Origin of the sequence: Streptomyces bullii (assembly GCF_042657145.1) — a bacterium.
Lineage (GTDB): Bacteria > Actinomycetota > Actinomycetes > Streptomycetales > Streptomycetaceae > Streptomyces > Streptomyces bullii.
The window spans coordinates 53,013-73,089 of the sequence record NZ_JBHSNY010000007.1; the positions used below are offsets into that span (position 1 = coordinate 53,013).

The 20,077-nt window shown below is 72.4% G+C and carries 22 protein-coding genes; 17 read left to right on the forward strand and 5 right to left on the reverse strand.

Annotation, left to right across the window (positions count from 1 at the left end; genetic code table 11):
* Positions 1-32 precede the first annotated feature (32 nt).
* Positions 33-395, reverse strand: coding sequence for a DsrE family protein (locus ACFPZJ_RS20655; protein WP_381023629.1), 363 nt, complete (start codon positions 393-395; stop codon positions 33-35).
* 102 nt (positions 396-497) lie between these two features.
* On the opposite strand from ACFPZJ_RS20655, the gene ACFPZJ_RS20660 reads away from it, so the two are divergent.
* From ACFPZJ_RS20660 to ygfZ, 6 genes are all read left to right on the forward strand, one after another.
* Positions 498-1,322 carry a hypothetical protein gene (locus tag ACFPZJ_RS20660; RefSeq protein ID WP_381023632.1) on the forward strand — a complete coding sequence of 275 codons (825 nt, stop codon included), beginning with the start codon at positions 498-500 and terminating at the stop codon, positions 1,320-1,322.
* Complete coding sequence (locus ACFPZJ_RS20665; RefSeq protein ID WP_381023634.1) at positions 1,319-2,440, forward strand: hypothetical protein; 1,122 nt, start codon at positions 1,319-1,321, stop codon at positions 2,438-2,440. The genes ACFPZJ_RS20660 and ACFPZJ_RS20665 overlap by 4 nt, the downstream gene beginning before the upstream one ends.
* Positions 2,437-3,273, forward strand: coding sequence for a hypothetical protein (locus ACFPZJ_RS20670; RefSeq protein ID WP_381023637.1), 837 nt, complete (start codon positions 2,437-2,439; stop codon positions 3,271-3,273). Before ACFPZJ_RS20665 ends, ACFPZJ_RS20670 begins: the two co-directional genes overlap by 4 nt.
* Positions 3,274-3,501: 228 nt before the next feature.
* Entirely contained in the window at positions 3,502-4,077 is a 576-nt protein-coding gene (locus ACFPZJ_RS20675; RefSeq protein WP_381023640.1) for a heme-binding beta-barrel domain-containing protein, read from the forward strand.
* Positions 4,078-4,142: 65 nt separating this feature from the next.
* Positions 4,143-4,580 carry a Fur family transcriptional regulator gene (locus ACFPZJ_RS20680; RefSeq protein ID WP_381023643.1) on the forward strand — a complete coding sequence of 146 codons (438 nt, stop codon included), beginning with the start codon at positions 4,143-4,145 and terminating at the stop codon, positions 4,578-4,580.
* Positions 4,581-4,589: 9 nt separating this feature from the next.
* A complete protein-coding gene (ygfZ, locus tag ACFPZJ_RS20685; RefSeq protein ID WP_381023645.1) occupies positions 4,590-5,555 on the forward strand; it encodes a CAF17-like 4Fe-4S cluster assembly/insertion protein YgfZ in 966 nt (321 codons plus the stop codon).
* Positions 5,556-5,564: 9 nt separating this feature from the next.
* On the opposite strand, the gene dtd is transcribed toward ygfZ, so the two are convergent.
* Positions 5,565-5,990, reverse strand: coding sequence for a D-aminoacyl-tRNA deacylase (gene dtd / locus ACFPZJ_RS20690; protein ID WP_381023647.1), 426 nt, complete (start codon positions 5,988-5,990; stop codon positions 5,565-5,567).
* A 180-nt stretch (positions 5,991-6,170) separates the two neighbouring features.
* On the opposite strand from dtd, the gene ACFPZJ_RS20695 reads away from it, so the two are divergent.
* The 4 genes from ACFPZJ_RS20695 (at position 6,171) to ACFPZJ_RS20710 (ending at position 10,502) form a co-directional block, all read left to right on the forward strand.
* Positions 6,171-6,803, forward strand: a complete 633-nt coding sequence (locus tag ACFPZJ_RS20695; RefSeq protein ID WP_381023649.1) for an RsiG family protein — start codon at positions 6,171-6,173, stop codon at positions 6,801-6,803.
* A 68-nt stretch (positions 6,804-6,871) separates the two neighbouring features.
* The gene (locus ACFPZJ_RS20700) at positions 6,872-7,825 is read left to right on the forward strand and encodes an asparaginase (RefSeq protein ID WP_381023652.1); all 954 of its coding nucleotides are present in this window, start codon (positions 6,872-6,874) and stop codon (positions 7,823-7,825) included.
* Positions 7,826-8,012: 187 nt separating this feature from the next.
* Complete coding sequence (locus tag ACFPZJ_RS20705; protein ID WP_381023655.1) at positions 8,013-9,272, forward strand: GNAT family N-acetyltransferase; 1,260 nt, start codon at positions 8,013-8,015, stop codon at positions 9,270-9,272.
* A gap of 315 nt (positions 9,273-9,587) precedes the next feature.
* Positions 9,588-10,502, forward strand: a complete 915-nt coding sequence (locus ACFPZJ_RS20710) for a winged helix-turn-helix domain-containing protein (protein WP_381023658.1) — start codon at positions 9,588-9,590, stop codon at positions 10,500-10,502.
* Between the two features lie 38 nt (positions 10,503-10,540).
* Here ACFPZJ_RS20710 and ACFPZJ_RS20715 read toward each other — a convergent pair whose 3' ends face one another.
* Positions 10,541-10,729 (reverse strand): hypothetical protein, encoded by a 189-nt coding sequence (locus tag ACFPZJ_RS20715; protein ID WP_381023660.1) that lies wholly within the window; start codon positions 10,727-10,729, stop codon positions 10,541-10,543.
* A 225-nt stretch (positions 10,730-10,954) separates the two neighbouring features.
* Here ACFPZJ_RS20715 and ACFPZJ_RS20720 point away from each other — a divergent pair, with 225 nt between their 5' ends.
* From ACFPZJ_RS20720 to ACFPZJ_RS20750, 7 genes are all read left to right on the forward strand, one after another.
* The gene (locus ACFPZJ_RS20720) at positions 10,955-11,833 is read left to right on the forward strand and encodes a GntR family transcriptional regulator (RefSeq protein WP_381023662.1); all 879 of its coding nucleotides are present in this window, start codon (positions 10,955-10,957) and stop codon (positions 11,831-11,833) included.
* Positions 11,833-12,585: an HAD family hydrolase gene (locus ACFPZJ_RS20725; RefSeq protein WP_381023664.1), complete on the forward strand. Its 753-nt coding sequence runs from the start codon at positions 11,833-11,835 to the stop codon at positions 12,583-12,585. Before ACFPZJ_RS20720 ends, ACFPZJ_RS20725 begins: the two co-directional genes overlap by 1 nt.
* Positions 12,586-13,139: 554 nt before the next feature.
* The gene (locus tag ACFPZJ_RS20730; RefSeq protein ID WP_381023666.1) at positions 13,140-14,210 is read left to right on the forward strand and encodes a phosphotransferase; all 1,071 of its coding nucleotides are present in this window, start codon (positions 13,140-13,142) and stop codon (positions 14,208-14,210) included.
* 24 nt (positions 14,211-14,234) lie between these two features.
* On the forward strand, positions 14,235-14,474 hold the full coding sequence (locus ACFPZJ_RS20735; protein ID WP_381023669.1) for a hypothetical protein: 240 nt from the start codon (positions 14,235-14,237) through the stop codon (positions 14,472-14,474).
* A 58-nt stretch (positions 14,475-14,532) separates the two neighbouring features.
* Positions 14,533-15,141 (forward strand): TetR/AcrR family transcriptional regulator, encoded by a 609-nt coding sequence (locus ACFPZJ_RS20740; protein ID WP_381023672.1) that lies wholly within the window; start codon positions 14,533-14,535, stop codon positions 15,139-15,141.
* Positions 15,142-15,192: 51 nt separating this feature from the next.
* Positions 15,193-17,223 carry a HelD family protein gene (locus ACFPZJ_RS20745; RefSeq protein ID WP_381023675.1) on the forward strand — a complete coding sequence of 677 codons (2,031 nt, stop codon included), beginning with the start codon at positions 15,193-15,195 and terminating at the stop codon, positions 17,221-17,223.
* Between the two features lie 26 nt (positions 17,224-17,249).
* On the forward strand, positions 17,250-17,873 hold the full coding sequence (locus ACFPZJ_RS20750; protein ID WP_381023678.1) for an RraA family protein: 624 nt from the start codon (positions 17,250-17,252) through the stop codon (positions 17,871-17,873).
* Between the two features lie 280 nt (positions 17,874-18,153).
* Here the strand turns inward: ACFPZJ_RS20750 and ACFPZJ_RS20755 are convergent, their stop codons facing one another.
* Both ACFPZJ_RS20755 and ACFPZJ_RS20760 read right to left on the reverse strand, forming a co-directional pair.
* Complete coding sequence (locus tag ACFPZJ_RS20755; RefSeq protein ID WP_381023681.1) at positions 18,154-19,344, reverse strand: SGNH/GDSL hydrolase family protein; 1,191 nt, start codon at positions 19,342-19,344, stop codon at positions 18,154-18,156.
* The gene (locus ACFPZJ_RS20760; RefSeq protein WP_381023684.1) at positions 19,337-19,930 is read right to left on the reverse strand and encodes a TetR/AcrR family transcriptional regulator; all 594 of its coding nucleotides are present in this window, start codon (positions 19,928-19,930) and stop codon (positions 19,337-19,339) included. The genes ACFPZJ_RS20755 and ACFPZJ_RS20760 overlap by 8 nt, the downstream gene beginning before the upstream one ends.
* Positions 19,931-20,077 lie beyond the last annotated feature (147 nt).

A 20,077-nucleotide genomic window follows, 5' to 3' on the forward strand; every position in this document is an offset into this window, starting at 1 on the left:
GGGCAGGCCCGTGAGATGGGCGCCCGGGTGTCTCAGTAGACGAGCGCCTGCGTCTCGTCGCCCAGCGCCTCCTGCACGAAGACTTGCGCCCCCGCGATCCGTACGCCCTCGATGACGTCCTTCTCCGTGATCTCGCGACGGGCCGCGCACTGCGTGCACAGGGTGATCCGGCCGCCCGCCAGGATCGACTCGATCAGGTCGGGCAGCGGGGCGGCGTGCGGCAGCTCGAACTCGGCGGCGCGGCCCGGCAGCGCGAACCAGGAGGACTCCCCGGTCAGCCACAGGGAGACGTCGACGCCGCTGGCCACGGCCACCGCCGCGACCGTGAACGCCTGGGAGCAGCGTTCGGGGGCATCGGCCCCCGCCGTCACCTTCACTACGAGCTTCTTCGCCATGGCCGAATCGTAATCAACGTCGCCACAACCAGGGGCCTTGGCCGACGGTCTCCTGTGCGCGCGCATACGGAATGCGTGCTTCACCTTCTGTGGGGGGACGTCTTGGAACAACCCGAAGAAGTGGTCGACGCCCCGGATGCGCCGAGACCGCCCGGTTCGGCGCAGGCGGGCGCGGGACCGGAGCGGGCAGCCGCCGACGGGTCCGGGTCGGTCTCCGGCGGGCGCCGGCGCGGACGTACCGCGGCGCTGATCGGTGTCGCCGCCGCACTGGGGCTGGTCGCGGGCACCTGCGCCGGATATCTCTTCCAGGCCGAGCGTGAGCCCACCGAGCTGCCGTCGCTGTCGCAGCCGGTGCTGCCGCAGGCGAAGGGCGAGGGACCCGAGCCACTGACGGCCGCACAGGACCGGCGTGTGAAGACCGACGGTGACCTGCGGAAGCTGCTGCTGAAGAAGCCGCGCGGGGCCAAGGACGCCGAGTACCTCATGGGCGACGACGGCTGGCTCGACCTGGACGGCTACGCGGAGTTCTACGAGCACCCGGACCACGCGTTCGGCGAGCTCATCAGCGACGAGTTCCGGCGCGCCGCCGTCACCGGCTGGGAGCTCGGCAGCACGACGGTGGTGGAGATCCGGCTGATCCAGTTCCGGCAGGAGGAGGGCCTGGGCGCCGCCGCGAACAGCGAGGGCAACCAGTACTGGACCGAGGACGAGGACGACACCGACAGCTGGGGCATCCCGGGCACGGAGAACGGCCGCGCGTACGTCCACAACCGCCCGGAGACCACCCCCGGTTACCTGCCGGAGTACACCGCCAAGGCCCTCGCCTGGCGCGGCGACATCGCCATGGAGATCTGGATCACGGACACCAGGCCGATCCCCAAGAAGAAGATCATGGACCTGGCCGAACGGCAGATGGAGCGACTGTGACCGACAACCAGTCCCACCAGCCCACCCCGCCGACGGCCCCGAGCCCCACGCCCGCGCCGACGGCGGAACCGGCACCTGCGCCGACCCCCCTCGCCGGCCCGCAGGCCGAGGGCGCGCCCGAGCCCGGGCTCGCAGTCGGTCCGGTGCCTGAGCCGGGGCCCGCACCGGAGCCGACAGCCACGTCCGCGCCCGCACCGGCGTCCGCGGCTGGGCCCGCGCCCGCCCCGATATCCGGCCCCACCCCGGCACCCGCACCTGCCCCGGCACCCGTAGCCGCCGCGCCGGCCGCACCCACCCCCCTCCCCGAACCAGTCACCACCCCCACCCCGACTCCCGTCCGCGAGCGCCTGCGCCTGCGCCGTGGCCGCGTCGGCGTTCTCGGTACGTCCGCGCTGCTGGCGGTCGCCGTCGTCGCGGGTGTCGGATACACCGTCGTGACGGTGAAGGGGGCCGATCGGGACGCCGGGGCGGCTGTCTGGGAGTTCCCGAAGGACGAGGCCCGCAGCAGGACCCGGGCCGGCGCAGAGGGCGGTGAGAAGGCCGGCGGCTCCCCGCTCGCCGGGATGCTCGTGCCGTATGACACCCGGTGGGGCCGTGGGCCGGATCTCGGTCGGTTCGGTGCGGACGCCGCGTTGAGCGGCGAGGAGGCCACCGCGCTGCGCAAGGAGGCGTTGAACGGGCTGCCCCGTACCCAGCGCAAGCGGCTGGAGAAGGCGATCGACCGGCAGCGCATCACGGGTCTGGCGATGCGCAGCTACGTCAGCACCACCGATCTCGCCCCGGCCTTCACGGCCGACGCCTTCACCATGCGCGTCGAGCTGGCCCGGATGGACAACAGGGCGGCCGTGCGCGACGTGGCGCGCTTCCAGAGCGAGTTCCTCGCCGCCCTGGACGTCCTGCGGAAGGGCCCGAAGATCGAGGGCCACGAGAACGCCCACTGCTTCCTGCCGCCGAAGGACTCCGAGCAGGACCTGGAGACGATGTTCTGCTCCGCGTACGTCGGCAACGTCCTGGTCACCGCGACCGCGGACGGCGCGAAGCCACTCGACACCAAGGGGGCCGCGGGGCTGTTCACCGAGCAGCTCGACCGTGTCTCCGAGCCGGGGAAGGCCGTATGACCGAGCAGCAGCAGCAACAACAGCAACAAGAACAGCAGCTGCAGCCGCAGCCCCCGGCCGAGGTCCGCAAGGACCGTCGCGTGCTGCGGGCCGTCCTGCGCTGGGCCGCCGCCGTGACCGTCTTCGCGGCGGTCGGCACCTCCGCCGCGTACGGCATCACGCGCCTGGAGCGCACCGAGGTACCGGGGCTGGCGACGGAGTCGGACGGGCGCTGGGCCTACCCGACGCTCACCAAGCCGCCACTGCCCTCCGGCCGCCCGGGGCCGTTCGCCGAGACCAACCTGGCCGGCACGCACCACGCCGACCTGCGCGCCCTGCTGCTGCCCGCGCCCGAGGGCGCGAAGGAGGACGCGGGCCTGCGCGGCACCGACGGCTGGCTGGCGACGAAGGACCTCCTTGCCGAGTACGCCGACAAGGAGGACGGCGAGGAGCTCCGGCAGAAGCTGACCGACCACGGCCTGCGGCACATCGCCGCCCGGGGCTGGACCACGCAGGACGGCACGCGGACGCGGATCTACCTGCTCCAGTTCGACACCGCGTCCGTCACGGACGAGTTCCTCGGGCCCTACCTGGCCCCCTACGCGCAGCCGAAGTACCAGCTGAGCGGCACCGAGCTGTCCGTGCACGACGAGAAGTTCCCCGACGACGCCAACGTCGACCACGTCCAGCGCGTGGCGTACGTCGAGCACAAGCCGTACGGCCCGGAGCACGTCCGGCACGCCTATCTCGCCGCCGGGGACACCCTCGCGCTGGTCGTGCAGTCCCGCAAGGGCGAGGCGCACCCCGTCCCCTTCCACCAGACGGTCACGCTGCAGAGCCAGCTGCTGAGCTGACGTACCGCACGCTGACGTACCTCACAAGGAGCACCGGGTCCCGGCCGCGTAAGCTGGGGCCCGGCCCTGTGTCCCGCACACCCCTCCGCTCACCGAGGAGCATCCCGTGGAACTCTTCTTCGAAATCCTGCTGGTCCTGGTCGCCGTCGGCGTCCTCGCCTTCGCCGGACTGACCGTGAAGAAGCTGTACCAGGGCCAGCGCTGACCCCTCTCTAGGAACTGCTGCTCATGATCGAGATCCCGTCCGACCTCCACAAGGACCTCGTGCCCCTCGCCTTCCTGCTCGGCAACTGGGCGGGCGCGGGCGTGCACGACTTCCCCGGCGCCGAGAAGTGCAACTTCGGTCAGGAGGTCACCTTCACGCACGACGGCCGGGACTTCCTGGAGTACCACTCGCACACCTGGGTCCTGGACAACGACGGCAACAAGGTCCGGCCCCTGGAGTCCGAGCACGGCTACTGGCGCGTCGACGCCGACCGCAAGGTCGAGGTGACGATGACCCGCGACGACGGCGTCGTCGAGATCTGGTACGGCGAGCTGGCCGACAGGAAGCCGCAGATCGACCTGGTCACGGACGCGGTGGCGCGCACGGGCGCCTCCCAGCCCTACAGCGGCGGCAAGCGGCTGTACGGCTACGTCAAGAGCGACCTGATGTGGGTCGGCGAGAAGCAGACCCCCGAGGTCGAGCTGCGCCCCTACATGTCGGCGCACCTGAAGAAGGTCGTCACCCCGGAGGAGGTCGAGCGCTGGGCCAAGGCCCTCCCGGACGACCTGCCGGACGACGGGATCGCCTTCTTCAAGTAGGCGCCATCGCCTTCTTCACGTGGGCGAGCAGGGGGCCCTCCGGGAAAGCGTCCTAGACTCTTGGTGTGGTGAGCACCGACTGGAAGAGCGACCTCAGGCAGCGTGGCTACCGGCTGACGCCGCAGCGGCAACTCGTGCTCGAAGCCGTGGACACCCTGGAGCACGCGACCCCCGACGACATCCTCAGCGAAGTGCGGAAGACGGCGTCGGGGGTCAACATTTCCACCGTCTACCGGACCCTGGAGCTCCTGGAGGAACTCGGGCTGGTCAGCCACGCCCACCTCGGGCACGGCGCCCCGACCTACCACCTCGCCGACCGGCACCACCACATCCACCTGGTCTGCCGCGACTGCGCCAACGTCATCGAGGCGGATCTGTCGGTGGCCGCCGAGTTCACCGCGAAGCTGCGCGAGCAGTTCGGCTTCGACACGGACATGAAGCACTTCGCGATCTTCGGCCAGTGCGGGGACTGTTCCCTGAAGGGTTCAAATACCGAGTCGTAGGCTAGGCATATGAAGAGCCCCCTGCTGTCCCTGCCCGGCGCCGTCCCCGCCGAGGGCGTGGACGAAGGCGTCGCCGCCCACTACGGCGACCTGTTCCGCGAGCAGCGTGCCCTCGCCGACGGCACCGGTTTCGTCGACCTGTCCCACCGCGGCGTCGTCACCGTCACCGGCGAGGACCGACTCGGCTGGCTGCACCTCCTGCTCACCCAGCACGTCAGCGAGCTCCCGCCGCACCGGGCCACCGAGGCGCTGATCCTGTCCGCGCACGGCCACATCGAGCACGCCCTGTACCTGGTGGACGACGGTGAGACGGTCTGGGCGCACGTGGAGCCCGGCACCCAGGGCGCGCTGATCGCGTACCTGGAGTCGATGAAGTTCTTCTACCGGGTCGAGGTCGCCGACCGGACCGCAGAGTTCGCGGTGGTGCACCTGCCGGCCGGTTCCATCGCCGACGTGCCCGAGGGCGTCGTCGTACGGGAGACCCCGCACGGCCGTGACCTCTTCCTGCCCCGCGCGGACCTGGAGTCCTACGCCGAGAAGGCCGGCCCGCCCGCCGGGCTCCTCGCCTACGAGGCGCTGCGCGTCGAGCACCACCGGCCGCGCCTCGGCTTCGAGACCGACCACCGCACGATCCCGCACGAGCTGGGCTGGATCGGCTCGGCGGTGCACCTGCAGAAGGGCTGCTACCGGGGCCAGGAGACCGTCGCCCGCGTCCAGAACCTGGGCAAGCCGCCGCGGCGGCTGGTCTTCCTGCACCTGGACGGCAGCGAGGTCCACCTGCCGCCGCCCGGTACGGAGATCCGCCTCGCGGACGACGGCCCGGACGGTCGCCGGATCGGCTTCATCACGACGTCCGTACGCCACCACGAGCTGGGGCCGGTCGCCCTGGCCCTGGTCAAGCGGAACGTCCCGGTGGACGCGCACCTGGTGGCGGGGGACACCGCGGCGGCCCAGGAGGTCGTGGTCGAGCCCTGACCGGGGGTTCTAGATCTCCAGCAGCACGGTGAACGGGCCGTCGTTCGTCAGGGACACCCGCATCCGCGCCCCGAAGCGGCCCGTCGCCACGGTCGCCCCCAGCGACCGCAGTTGCGCGACGACCTCGTCGACGAGCGGCTCGGCCACATCGCCGGGCGCCGCCGCGTTCCACGTGGGCCGACGGCCCTTGCGGGCATCGCCGTAAAGGGTGAACTGGCTGATCACCAGCAGCGGTGCGCCGACGTCGCTGCACGACTTCTCGTCGTGCAGCATGCGGATCGACCACAGCTTGCGGGCGAGCTGGGCCGCCTTCTCCTTGGTGTCCTCGTGGGTGACGCCGACGAGGACGCACAGCCCCTCGCCCTCGATCGACCCCACCGTCTCGCCGTCCACGACGACGCTCGCACCGTCCACCCTCTGCACCACTGCACGCATACCGACCATGATGCAGGGCGGCGGAACCCGGCCCGCGTGCGGTCCGCGCGGGGACCCGGTCGGCCCATTATTCCTCCTAACCGTCCATCCGGGGCGGATCGTGAGCACTCGGTCACACGGCGGCCGGTCAGGGTGGCACGATGCTTGCGCACACGCCGGTCGAGGGGACGGTAGAGACACATGAGCACATCGAGTACCGGGCAGCCGCCTGGGGCTGTCTCGTTGACCCACGCGGGGGTCGGGGACGTGGAGTACCACCGTCCGCCCATCCAGCGCACGGACAGCCCGCCCCTGCCCCAGGACCCGCCCGGGCCCGGCCTGGCCGTCCTGAGCCTGGCGGAGCTGCGCGCGCTGCGCCGCGAGGCCCAGCGCGACGAGGCCGACCTGAGCTACGTACGGCGGCTGCTGCAGGGGCGGATCGACATCCTGCGCGCCGAGCTGGCGCGGCGCGCCCCGGCCGGCGCGGCCTCCGTCGCCGCCCCGGCGGACGCGTCCGTCGTCGACCGGCTGCCGGAGATCCTGCGGGACGCCCCGGCGCGGCACCGCTCCTCGGCCCGCCATGTGACACTCGGCACCCCGCACGGCGAGGAGTACCGGCGGCTGGCCGCCGAGATGCTCGCCGAGGTGGAGCTGTCCGACCTGGACGCCCGCACCGACCTGGAGCTGAACGCCGCGATGGGGCGGCTGGGCCGGTACGAGCAGCAGGTCTCGCGGCGGCGGCAGCGGCTGCAGCGCACGGCCGACGACTGCAGTGCGGAGATCGCCCGCAGGTACCGTGAAGGAGAAGCACAAGTCGACGACCTGCTCATGTGACGCACACGGCCCGGCGATCCCGGGCCGTCGGCCGGGGCGGGTCGGCCCCGTCCGGAAGGCCACCGCCGATGTCCGTACCCGCGATACCCCCCGTTCTCGCCGAGGTCGTCCGCTCCGGGTTCGTCGAGGGGAGGCACCGGGGCGCCCTGGTGGTGCTGGACGCGGACGGTGCCGTGGAGCTGGCGCTGGGGGACGTGACGGCACCCGTCTTCCCGCGCTCCAGCAACAAGCCGATGCAGGCGGCGGGTGTGCTGCGGGCGGGCCTGGACCTGTCGGGGGAACGGCTGGCGCTCGCCGCGGCCAGCCACTCCGGCGAGTCCTTCCACCGCGACCTGGTCCAGAAGATGCTCGACGAGCACGGCCTGAGCGCGGAGCGGCTGCAGTGCCCGCCCGACCTGCCGCTGGACGCCGAGGAGAGGGAGACGTACCTGGTCTCCGGCGCGGCGCGCGACCGCGTGACGATGAACTGCTCCGGCAAGCACACCGCGATGCTCGCCGCCTGCCTGCTGCGGGACTGGCCGACGGAGACCTATCTGGACCCGGCCCACCCGCTCCAGAGGATCATCCACAGGGCGGTGGAGGACGCGGCGGGCGAGCCGGTCGCCGCCGTCGGCACGGACGGCTGCGGAGCGCCCCTGATGGCGATCAGCCTCACCGGCCTGGCCCGGGCGTACCGGTCCTTCGTGCTGGCGGAGCCGGGCTCGGCCGAACGCCGTGTCGCCGACGCCATGCGCGCCCACCCCGAGTACGTCGCCGGCACGCGCCGCCACGACACCTGGCTGATGCGCGAGGTGCCCGGCGCGCTGTCCAAGATGGGCGCGGAGGCGGTCCAGGCGGTGGCGCTGCCGGACGGCCGCGCACTGGCCTTCAAGGTGGAGGACGGGTCCGGCCGGGCGCTGGGTCCGGTGCTGGCACGTGCCCTGACCGTGATGGGGATCGACGCGCCGGTGGTGGACCGCATCGGCCGAGCGCCCCTGCTGGGCGGGGGGCGCGAGGTGGGGGAGACACGGGCGGTGTTCTGACGGGCGGGAGTGGTCTGCGCGGAGGGGGACATCGGTACCAGGCCACCAGCAGCCGTACGGAAGCAGCGAGGGGGTGCGCGGAAGCGACCAGGGGCGTACGGACGTCGCGAGGGGCCGTGCGGAGGCGAGGGGCCGTGCGGAAAAAAGGGTGCGACGCCCGCACCCCCGTCCACCTACCGTGGCCCCCATGACGCCCCGCACCGACGCCATCGACGTACGCCCCGTCACCGAGCCCGAGTTCGCCGACTGGACCCGTGCGCTGAACACCGGCTTCCTGCGCGAACCCACCGTCCCCGACGACGTCCTCGACGCCCGCCGCAGTCAGTTCGTCCCCGGCCGCCTGCTGGGCGCGTTCGACGGCGGACGCTGTGTCGCGACCTTCCGTTCCTTCGAGCAGGAGCTCACCGCGGTCGGTGGCGCACCCGTGCCCGCCGACGCCGTCTCCAACGTCACCGTCAGTCCCACGCACCGCCGCCGCGGCCTGCTGACCCGGATGATGACCCGGGACCTGGCGGCCGCGAAGGACCGCGGGGACGTCGTCGCCACGCTGATCGCCGCCGAGTACCCGATCTACGGGCGGTACGGCTTCGGCCCCGCGACCTGGGCCGCCGAGTGGACCATCGACGTACCGCGCACCGGCCTCGACCCCCGCTGGGCGGGCCCGGAGGACGGCGGCCGGGTCGATCTCGTGGACGGCGAGGACATCCGCAAGCTCGGCCCCGAGCTGCACGAGCGGCTGCGTCGCGTCCAGCCGGGCGCCGTCAGCCGCGACGAGCTGTGGTGGAAGCTCGCCACCGGAGCCGTCCGCTTCTGGGCGTCGTGGAACGAGCCCTTCTACGCCGTGTACCGGTCGGCGGCCGGCGAGGTCGAGGGCATGGTCGTCTACCAGGCCGACGACAACTGGGGCGATGGCAAGCAGCCGCTGAACACGGCGAGCGTCAAGTGGCTGACCGCGGTGACCCCGGCCGCCGAGCGCGCCCTGTGGCGCTACCTGTGCTCCATCGACTGGATCACCCGGGTGAAGACCGGCTGGCGCGCCCCCGACGACCTGCTCCCGTTCTTCCTGCCGGACCCGCGCGCGGCCGCCATCACCACGCAGGCGGACTGGCTGTGGGTACGGATCCTGGACGTCGTACGGGCCCTGGAGGCACGGACGTACGAGGCGCCGGGGTCGCTGGTGGTGGAGGTGTCCGACCGGGGCGGGCTGACCGGCGGACGGTACCTGCTGGAGGCATCCGAGGACGGAACGGGGTCCTGCACGCCGACCACGCGGAGCGCCGACCTCGCGCTGGAGGTGGGCGAGTTGGCGACGCTGTGGCTGGGCGACGAGTCGGCGGTGCGCCTCGCGGCGCTGGGCCGAATCCGGGAAGAACGAGCGGGCGCCGCCCGGAAGGCCGACGCCCTGCTGCGTACGTCCAGGCGACCGTGGTGCCCCGACGTGTTCTGAGACCGCTCCCTTCTGCCGACGACAGGGACGCTCATCCGTAGCGAACCGTTGCGATGCGGTTGTTGTTCGGTTGTGGCTGTGCGGTCGGTGTTCGGTTGTCGATGTGGAGTTGTGGCTGTGCCCACCGGTCGGGCTCCCGGCTCCCCTCCGGAAGGGAGCCCGGTCGGTCCCTCGTCAGCGTGGTGGCCAACCTTGTGCGAAGTGTGACCATGTTGCTCAAGTTGGCTACCAACTTCACAGTCCTTATCTCCGCTTGGAAGCGGCTCATAACCACCTTTCACCGAACTGCCCAAAGATGGCGGGAAGTTGTAGTGTTTGGGTGTGGACCCGGAACACGCCTCCGTCACTGAGCGGAAGAGGTCGCAGCGGCCACAGAGGACACACCGCGAGGTGGCCGACGAACTGCGCGCCCGGATCAGGTCCGGAGTGCTGCGGCCCGGGCAGCGCATGCCCACCCAGGCACAGCTGGCCCACGAGTTCGGCGTCGAGCGCGGAGCCGTGCGCCAGGCCCTGCGCATCCTGCAGTCGGAGCATCTGCTCACCAACGTCTCCAAGGGGAGCCCGGCGACCGTCGCCCCCGACCCCGTCCGTGCGCTGACCGGCCCTTCCGCCCCGCCGCTGCCCACCACGGTGGCCCTCGCCCCGCGTATCGGGTCCGCCTTCGCCGCCGAGCACGTGGAGATCGACGCGGTGTGCCTGACCGCGGTCTCCCTGACGCTCGCCATCGGCGAACCGCTGCGCCGGATCCACGCCGGACAGCTGAAACCGGCCAAGGTCGACGTCCGGGTCCTGGTGCCGAGCCGCACCATCGACCTCGCCTTCCCGGTGCCGGTCGGGGGCCGCCACGGCGACGGCGACCCGATCCACGAGCGGTGGCTCGCCATGCGCAACGCCCAGTTGCAGGTTCTTCAGCACAACCTGCTGGCCCTGCGCGGCTCGCACGGCATCGACGTGCACGTATCCTTCCGTGCCCTGCCCTTCACCCCGCCGGTGAAGCTGTACCTGCTCAACGGCGCGGAGGCACTGTTCGCGTACTACACGCTCTCGCGCCGCGAGGAGGAGATCGGCCACGAGCACCTGGTGATGTACGACGCGCAGGGCATCCGGCAGATGCTGTTCGCGTTCTCGCAGGGCGCCGGGCTGCGCGACACGACCTTCGTGGAGCAGTCCCATCTGTGGTTCAACGCACTGTGGGAGACGATCAGTTCGGAGCTGAAGCTCACGAGCTGACGCCTCCCACAGGGATGAGCCGGTGGCAGAGCGGGCACTCACAGGGCGGGTCCCGCCATCAGGAGCGCGAGCACGACCGCCCCGGCGGAGCTGACCGCCGGGCTCTTGGCCTTGATGCCCACGGTGAGCAGGAGCAGGCCGACGAGGCCGGTGGCGCCGTACTTCCACTGGACGAGCTGCTCGAAGCCGATGACGAAGACGGCGGAGAGGAGAGCGAGGACGGGCACGGTCTTTCCCCCTTCGGGCTTCCTGGACGGACGGGCGTGGGGGTGGTGCGGTGAGGCGGGGAGCTGATGGTGCGGCCGGCGGCGCCGGGGGGTCGAACTTCGGAAGCAGAACCTCCGCCAACTCGACCAAGTTGGCAACCAACTCTGACTAAGTTGTCCCCACTTGGCCCCTACTCATAAACAACTTTCAAACAACTCCCCGTAGATGGATCCGAGTTGTAGCGTTTGGTCGTGACTCAGGAGAACGTGGCAGTGAACGGCAGCAGAAGGCTCTCGCCCCAGGAAATCGCCGATGTCCTGCGGGAACGCATCCGCGTCGGCGAGCTCCGGGCGGGGCAGCGCCTGCCCACGCAGGCGGAACTCGCCGAGGAGTTCGGCGTGGAGCGCGGAGCCGTGCGCCAGGCCCTGCGGGCACTCCAGGAGGACGGCCTGCTGACCAACGTCAGCAAGGGCAGCCCGCCCCGGATCGCGGAGCCGGCTCCCGAGCGGGACGGGCCGCAGCCGACCATGGTGGGGCTGGCGCCGCGGCTGACGGAGGCGTTCAAGGTGCCGCGGGTCAGGGTCGACGCGGCGTGCCTGACCGCCGAGACGCTGATGCTGGCGCTGGGCGAACCGCTCCGGCTGATCCACGAGGGCCGCATACGCCCCGAGTCGATCGACGTCCGGGTCCTGCTGCCGTCCCGGGACATCAACCTGGCCTTCCCCATCTCCGTCGAGGGGCACGGCGACGACGACCCGGTCCACGAGCGCTGGCTGGCCCAGCGCAACGCCCAGGGCCACGTCCTGCGGCACAACCTGTACGCCCTGCGCTCCACCCACGGCATCGACGTCCACGTGACGTTCCGCGCGCTGCCGTTCACGCCGCCGGTGAAGCTCTACCTCCTCAACCAGCGGGAGGCGCTGATCGCGTACTACATGGTCACGCGGCGCGAGGAGTTCACGGACAGCGGCACGGTGGACATGTACGACGTGCTCGGCACGGAGTCCCTGCTCTTCTCCTTCGAGAAGCGGGCCGGCCGCCGGGACGCGGCGTTCGTGGAGGAGTCGCAGAAGTGGTTCGACGCCCTCTGGGAAACCATCACGTCGGACCTGACACTCTCCTAGTGACTTCTGATGCGACGCAGACCGCAGCGGCGACGGCCGGAACCCTGACGGACCCCGGGGAACTCGGGGAGCTGACCAGACGTGCCCGCGTCGTGCTCTGGGACTTCGACGGACCGATCTGCCGTCTGTTCGCCCGGCACTCCGCGGGCCGGATAGCGGGGGACCTGGTGGAGTGGCTGGAGAGCCGGGGCCTGCGCGGGCTGTTGACCGAGACCGAGCGCGAGACCCTGGACCCGCATGTCGTCCTGCGCGCCGTCGACCGCCGCCACCCGGGCAGCGATCTGGTCGCGGAGCTGGAGGAACGCCTCACCCAGGAGGAGCTGCGGGCCGCGTCCTCGGCCATGCCCACCGCGTACGCCGACCCGCTGATACGCACCTGGGCCGCGGTCGGCTCACGGCTGGCCATCACCACCAACAACTCGCCGCGAGTGGTCCGCACCTACCTGACCGGCCGGGGGCTGCACTCCTGCTTCGCCCCCCACATCTACGGCCGTACCCAGGACCTGCACCGGCTCAAGCCGAACCCCGACTGCCTCAACCGGGCCCTGCGGGCGATGGGCGCCGCTCCCTCCGCCGCCCTGATGATCGGCGACTCGCCCAGCGACTTCACGGCCGCGTGCGAGGCCGGTGTGCCGTTTCTCGGCTACGCGCGCAACGAGCGCAAGGCCAAGTGCCTGCGGAACGCCGGTGCGCGGCAGATGGTCCAGTCGCTGGAGCCGTTGCTGCGGTCCCTGCGGGTCCTCGGGAGGTAACGGCCGGGGTGCCCGTCAGCCCGGTCGCCGCCTCAGGCCTGGGTCATGAGGACGAAGAGGACCGCTCGGCGGACGCGCAGGGCGCGCTGCGCGCCCGACGGCAGGTCCAGCAGGGTCCCGACGTCGGGGGACCGCCGGTCCCGACCGCCGCCAGCTCCTGCTCGGTGACGATCTCCTCCGCCCGCCGGAGCGGACGCCGGCTGAGCGGCTTCGCCGACCGGTCGTACATGTCCCTGAGGTGCCGGAGGATGCCGTGCGAGTCGTCCGGCCTCGGGGTCCAGGGCGCCCCAGTCGGCCCGAGCCGCCTCCTTGATCCGCCGCGCCACACCCGCCGTGGACGAGCCGCCGAAGAGGGAGCGGACGGGCCCGTCGAAGTCACGCGCGGCGGCCGGAGCCGGGAACCCGTCAGGGGCGGCGCCGGGACGGGCCCTCCCCTCCTCGGCGGGCGCCGGGTCCCTCGAATGGCCGGATTTCGCTCCGGTCCCGGCCCGCGGGAGAGTAACGTGCTTCCCATTTCCCCCATCGGTTCCACCAGAACGGTCCGAACGCAGAGCATGGCAGCGCAACCGGTCTCCGTGGCCCGGCGACGAGCCGACGAGGTCAGCGGCGATGCGACAGCGGTCGTGGGCCCGCTGAAGGGGTACCACCACGAGACGTACGTGTTCCCGCTTCCGGGCCGGACGGTGACTGTCAAGTGCCGGGAACCACGTGACGCGATCCTGTGGTTCGACCGGAGATGTTTCCTGTCGGAGGAGGAACTGCTGCGCGCCCTCAAGGGGCACATCACACGCATCCCCGACATCGTCGACGTCGAGGACATGGGCCTCCAGAGCTTCATCGAGGGGGACACGCTCGGCGCCCTCCACCGGCCGGGCCGGCGCGTACCCGACGCGGTCTTCGACCAGATCGTGGGGCTCTTCCGGGAACTGGCGCTGATCAGGCCGGACATGCTCGACGTCGAGCGGCGCTGTGAACCCGAGGACCGGCCCGAGGACGGCGACAGCAGCGGCTTCCTGGACCGTCTGATCGTCTTCATCGAGGACCAGGTCTACGGCAGGAACCGCGCGGAGTTCGAGGGCCTGTTCCGGGACCTCGGAGTGACGGACGACTCCTTCCAGCAGCTCAGAAAGAGGACGTCAGGCCTGCATGAACGTCCCTTCTGTCTGCTCCACGCCGACCTGCACCGCGAGAACTTCATCATCGACCCGTGCGGCCGGCTCTGGACGATCGACTGGGAGTTGGCCATGTTCGGCGATCCGCTCTACGACGTGGCGACGCATCTCTACCTGATGCGCTTTCCCGCGGAACAGGAGCGCCGTATGGCGCGGGAGTGGTGCCGGGTCGTGGAGGGCGTCCGTCCCGGCAGCGCGTACGGCTGGGAGCGCGACCTCCCGCTGCTGCTGGAGTTCAAGCGGGCTCAATCGGTCCCGACCGACCTGATCCGTATCGCGCTGTCACTGTGCGACGGACCGGACTTCGACTGGCTGGCTCTTCCCCGGGCCGCCGGGAAACTGCACCGGGTCCTGGCCGCGGGTGCCGAGCCGCTCGGCCTGACGGACGTGCCGGGCCGTGCGCAGATCATGGCGGCGCTCGTCCACTGGCACCGCGGACGGGTGGGGGCATAGACCCCGGCTTCGCGTGGGAACTGCGTGCTGCCGCCCGAGCGCACCCGCGACTGGCGTGAGGACTGGCGGGTCTGCCGGCGGCTGGAGGTCGTGCGGTCCGCGTACGTCGACCTGGACCGCATGGTGAGCGGGGAGGGGCTGCACTCCCTGGACGTCAGGCTGGCGGTCGGCTCGTACGCGATGACCCTGCGGGAGGCGTTGACCTCGCTCGGGCTGCCCTACCGCCCCGGTGCCGACCCGACCCCCGGCCTGGCCTTCGCGTAACCGCGGCCCGGCCCGGCGGCCGGTCCGTGGTTCGTGCCGTGCTGCGTAGGCTCACCCCATGACCAACCCCGGGCTGCGCGAGCGCAAGAAACAGCGGATGTACCAGGTGCTGTCGGACACCGCCATCCGGCTCTTCGTGGCACGGGGCTTCGACGCGGTGTCCGTCGCCGAGGTGGCCGCAGCGGCCGAGATCTCCAAGCCGACGCTGTTCCGGTACTTCCCCGCCAAGGAGGATCTGGTGCTGTACCGGATCGCCGACCACGAGGGCGAGGCGGCCCGGGTGGCGGCGGAGGGGCCCTCGCCGATCGAGGCGCTGCGGCGGCACTTCCTGCGGGGGCTGGAGCGGTGCGACCCGGTGACAGGGCTGAACGACGACCCGGAGGTGCTCGCCTTTCACGGGCTGCTGTACGGCACGCCGTCGCTGGTGGCGCGGCTGTACGCCCATCTGGAACGGTCCGAGGCCGCGCTCGCGGAGGCGCTCGGCGGCGACCTGGAGGCCCGGCTCGCCGCCGGGCAGATCATCGCCGTCCAGCGGATCCTCGCGCAGGAGAACTGGCGGCGGATCGCGGCCGGGGAGCGGGTGGCCGACGTACGCGGGGACGCGGTGGCGGCGGCGGAGCGGGCGTTCGGACTGCTGGCGGGAGGGCTGTCCCGACTGGCGCGGTGAGACTCAGAAAAGAATTTAACTCAGTTGCGTTTTCTGGGTACGCTCGGTGGAATGACGTCACCCGACCCCGCCCTCCGGCAGGCCCTCGCCCACGAACGCGCCCACCACGACCGCTGCCGCGCCGCCCTGGCCGCGATGGCCGACGATGCCCGGGAACACGTCGTCACCGGCGAGGACGTCTCCGCGTCCGGGGCCGACGCGGAAGTGCTCGGGTACCGGCTGCGCAGCCGGGCCGAGGAGCTGCGCGAGCTGCCCGAGGGGCCGTTGTTCTTCGGGCGGCTGGACTTCGGCGGCGGGGACCACGCCGGGCAGCGCTACCACGTCGGGCGGCTGCGGATCACCGAGGACCCGGCCGCGCCGCCCCTCGTCGTCGACTGGCGCGCCCCCGTCTCCCGGGCCTTCTACCAGGCCTCCGCCCGTGATCCGCAGGGCGTGGCCGTGCGGCGGCGCTTCGGGTGGGCGCCCGGCAGCCGGGGCGACTCCGCCGACCTCACCGGCCTGGAGGACGAGCACCTGGCGCGGGGCGAGGCCCGGGCCAGCGCCATCGTCGCCCGGGAGATCGAACGGCCCCGCGTCGGCCCCATGCGGGACATCGCCGCGACCATCCGGCCCGAGCAGGACGACCTCGTACGCGAGGACCTCGCGGTGTCGGTGTGCGTGCAGGGCGCGCCCGGGACCGGCAAGACGGCCGTCGGGCTGCACCGGGCGGCGTACCTGCTCTACACCCATCCGCAGCGCATCCGGCGCGGTGGCCTGCTGATCCTCGGCCCGAACCGCACCTTCCTGTCGTACATCGCGCAGGTCCTCCCGGCCCTCGGCGAGAGCGGAGTACGCCAGTCGACCCTCGCCGACGAGATCGCCGGGCACCCGGTCACCGGGACCGACGACGAGCGGACCGCCGTCGTCAAGCACGACGCCCGGATGGCGGAGGTGCTGCGCCGGGCGCTGTACGCGCGCGTGCGCGCCGACGGCACCGACGACCTCGCCGTACCGGACGGCTCGTACCGCTGGCGGATCGGGGCGCGGGAGCTGGCGGGGATCGTGGCGGACGTACGGGCGGAGCGGCCGCTGTACGGCGTCGGCAGGGAGCGGGTGCGCAGCCGGATCGTGCGCTGTCTGCGGGATCAGGCCGAGCGGCGCGGCGGGCCGCGCACCACCGCGTGGCTGCGCCGGACGGAACGGGCTCGGCCGGTGGCCTCGTACCTGGACGCCGTCTGGCCCCGGGTGCGGCCCGAGGAGGTCGTTGCCGAACTCCTCTCCGAGCCCGCCGTGCTGGAGTCGGCCGCCGAGGGGCTGCTGGACGCCGACGAGCGGAAGGCGCTGCTGTGGGCGAGGCCGCCGCGTTCGTGGCGGTCGGCGCGCTGGTCGGCGGCCGACCTCGTGCTGCTCGACGAGGTAGCCGGGCTCATCGAACATCCGGACGGCTACGGCCATGTCGTCGTCGACGAGGCGCAGGACCTCTCCCCGATGGAGTGCCGGGCCATCGCCCGCCGGTCCTCCTTCGGCTCGCTCACGGTGCTCGGCGACCTGGCGCAGGGCACCACGCCGTGGGCGGCGCGGTCGTGGCGGACGCTCCTCACGCACCTGGGAAAGCCGGACGCGGCCGTGATCGCGCTGACCACCGGCTTCCGGGTGCCGAAGGCGGTCGTCGCCCTCGCCAACCGGCTGCTCGGACGGCTCGGCGTCGACGTGCCGCCGGCCACGTCCCTGCGCGGCGACGGGGAGTTGCGCATCCGCGAGACGGCCCCGGGCGAGGTGCTCGGCGCGGTCGTGGACGCCGTACGGGACGCGCTCGCCCAGGAGGGCTCCGTCGGGGTCGTCGCTGCGGACGCGGACGTGGCCCGGGTGCGCGACGCCCTCACCGTGGCCGGAGTGCCCACGGGAGGGCCGGAGGAACTGGACGCGCGGGTGGCCGTGGTGCCGGCGAGTGTCGTCAAGGGCCTGGAGTACGACCATGTGGTGGCCGTCGAGCCGGCGGCGATCGCGGAGGCGGAGGAGCGGGGGCCGCACCGGCTGTACGTGGTGCTCACGCGCGCGGTGTCGCGGCTGGACGTGGTGCGCAGCAGGGCCCTGCCGTTCTGACGGAGCGAGGGCATAGGGTCCACGTCATGGCCGACACCGACGAGTTCGCGGACATCCCCACGACCACCCTCGCCGACCTGCTCGGGCGTGCCCAGGTCATGGACATCGGCATCCGTGCGTTGTGGGGCCCGCCGCCGCGCGTGGCCGGGCCGGCGTTCACCGTACGGTGCCCGCCCGGCGACAACCTGATGCTGCACGCGGCCGTCCACCGGGCCGGGCCCGGTTCGGTCGTGGTCGTGCAGTCGGGCGACCTGGATTACGCGCTGGCCGGCGGCAACGTGTGCGCGGTCGCCCGGCGCCGGGGCGTCGCGGCCCTCGTCGCCGACGGGCTGATCCGGGACCTGGCCGAGGTGCGGGAGATGGGGTTCCCGGTGTTCGCGCGGGGCGTCATCCCGATCCCTGGCGAGAAGTCGGCCGTACGGCCGCTGGGTGAGCGGGTCCGGTGCGGCGGGGTGTCCGTCGACGCGGGGGACGTCGTCGTGGCCGACGAGGAGGGCGTGGTGATGGTCCCCGGCGCCCGCCGGAAGGAGATCCTCGCCGCCGCCCGGGCGAAACTGGCGCAGGAGGCGGAGGAGTCCCTCGACGTGTGGGAGGCGGCGCACCGGGCGCGGATCGACAGGATCCTCGCGGACGGCGGGTTCGAGGAGTGACCTCCCGGGGCTGCCGCGCAACGGGAGCCCCGGGGAGCGGCGCCACCGGCGGCCGAGGACCTCGGCGCCCCGGGCACCGGCTCGCCGACAACCGGTCGGAGCTGCGCCCGCAGGCGTCGGAGCCGGCGTCGACGTCCTGAGCCCGCTCCGCGCACCCACACGGTGGGTGTCGGGTGCGGTCCGGGTCGATCAGGCCCGAGCGGTACCACAGCCACGCCTCGCCGCCGGTCAGGAACTCGCCGGGGCGGGGTCGTCGGGAGCTTGGACGCCGGGACGGAGGTCAGGTCGTGCTGCCGGCGAAGGGCCCCTCCTCTCCAAAGGCCAGCGCTGCGAAGCGTTCGCCGATGCGGCGGTGGGTTGCCGCGTCGGGGTGGAGCTGGTCGGGCAGGGGGAGTTCGGCGTGGTCGGACTCGCCGTAGAGGTCGCGGCCGTCGAGGTGGTGCAGGTGCGGGTCGTCCGCCGACCGCTCCCGCACGATGCGGGACAGCTCCTCCCGGATCACGCCGAGGGTCAGCTTGCCGCTCGCGCGTTCCGCAGGATCGCCCATCGCCACGAACCGCAGCCGTCCGGCGCCGAGTCCGCCGAGGTCCGGGGCGCTGGGGCCGGGCGTGTCCTCGTGGATGGGGCACAGGATGGGCGAGACGACCAGCAGCGGCGTGTCCGGGTGGCCCTCGCGGACCGTGTCGAGGAAGCCGTGGACGGCCGGACCGAAGGCGCGCAGCCGCATCAGGTCCAGGTTGACCAGGTTGATACCGATCTTGAGGCTGATCAGGTCGGCAGGGGTGTCCCGTATGGCACGGGCGGTGAAGGGATCCAGCAGGGCGCTGCCGCTCAGACCGAGGTTGATCAGCTCCACGCCGCCGAGACGGGCGGCGAGCGCCGGCCAGACGGCCGTGGGGTTCGCCGCGTCGGAGCCGTGGCTGATCGAGCTGCCGTGGTGCAGCCACACCCTGCGGCCCCGGTCCGGCACGGGCTCGACGGGCGCGTCGGTGCGCAGGGCGAGGAGCTCGGTGGTCTCGTTGTGCGGCAGCCAGATCTCGACGTCCTTGGCCCGGTCGGGCAGCCCGGTGAAGCGGAGCGTGCCGGGCGGACCGGGCCGGTGCTCGGCGGTCCCGCGGGCCATGTCGATGGTCAGTGTGTTGCCGCCGGTCGCCGTCGCACGGCCGGCCGGGCGGCCGTCGACGAGCAGGTCGTACACGCCGTCCGGGCGGGGCGGGGCACCGACGTAGGTCCGCTTGGTGCGTAGCGTGTCCAGTTCCACGGCGGTCGCCGAGGTACGGAACACCAGCCGTACGCCCGACGGCTGTGACTCGGCCGTCGCGAGCTGCTCGTCGGCGCACTGCGCGCGGGCCCGGGCGGGCAGCCGGTGCGGCAGGACGCCGCGCTCGGTGCGCTCCAGGTCGAGGGCGCCGCGCACGAGGTCCGCGGTGAGGGGGGTGGTGGTCCACCGGGTGGGCACGGGTTCAGCCACGGGTTCGGCTTTCTGATGTCGGGGCGGGCCAGTTGCGCAGCAGGGCGTCGAGGGCGTCCAGCACCCGGGTCCAGGTCTGCTGGGTGTCGGGGGCGCTGTGGCTGAAGGCACCGCCCAGCTCCAGGCTGACGTAGCCGTGGAAGACGCTGCCCAACAGCCGGACGGCGTGGGTCTGCTCCGGTTCGGCGAGCTCGTAGCCGCGCAGGATCGCCCGCGTCATCCGCGCGTGCCGGACACCGGCGCCGGCGGCCGCCGTCTCCGGGTCGAGCCGGAGCTGGGCGGCGGCGTAACGGCCGGGGTGCTCACGGGCGTAGTCGCGGTAGACGTCGGCGAAGGCAGTCAGGGCGTCCTTGCCGGCCCGCCCGGCCACGGCGTCGGCGGCCCGGTCGGCGAGTTCCTCCAGGGCCAGCAGGGCGATCCGGGTCCTGAGGTCCTGGGAGTTGCGCACGTGCGAGTACAGGCTCGCGACCTTGACGTCGAACCGCCGGGCGAGCGCCGAGACGGTCACCTGGTCGAAGCCGACCTCGTCGGCCAGCTCCGCCCCGGCCCGCGTCAGCCGCTCCGCGGTCAGTCCTGCGCGTGTCATGGCCTCCCTCTCCGTTCCGAAGGCTATCTGCCTAAGGCCTTTAGGCAAATAGCCGTACAGCTTAGGTGCCGCTGTCCTGCCTGGGTGGCGCCGAAACGCCTAGGTGGCGCCGAACTGCCCAGAGGACTGCTGAGGGGGCGCGGACTT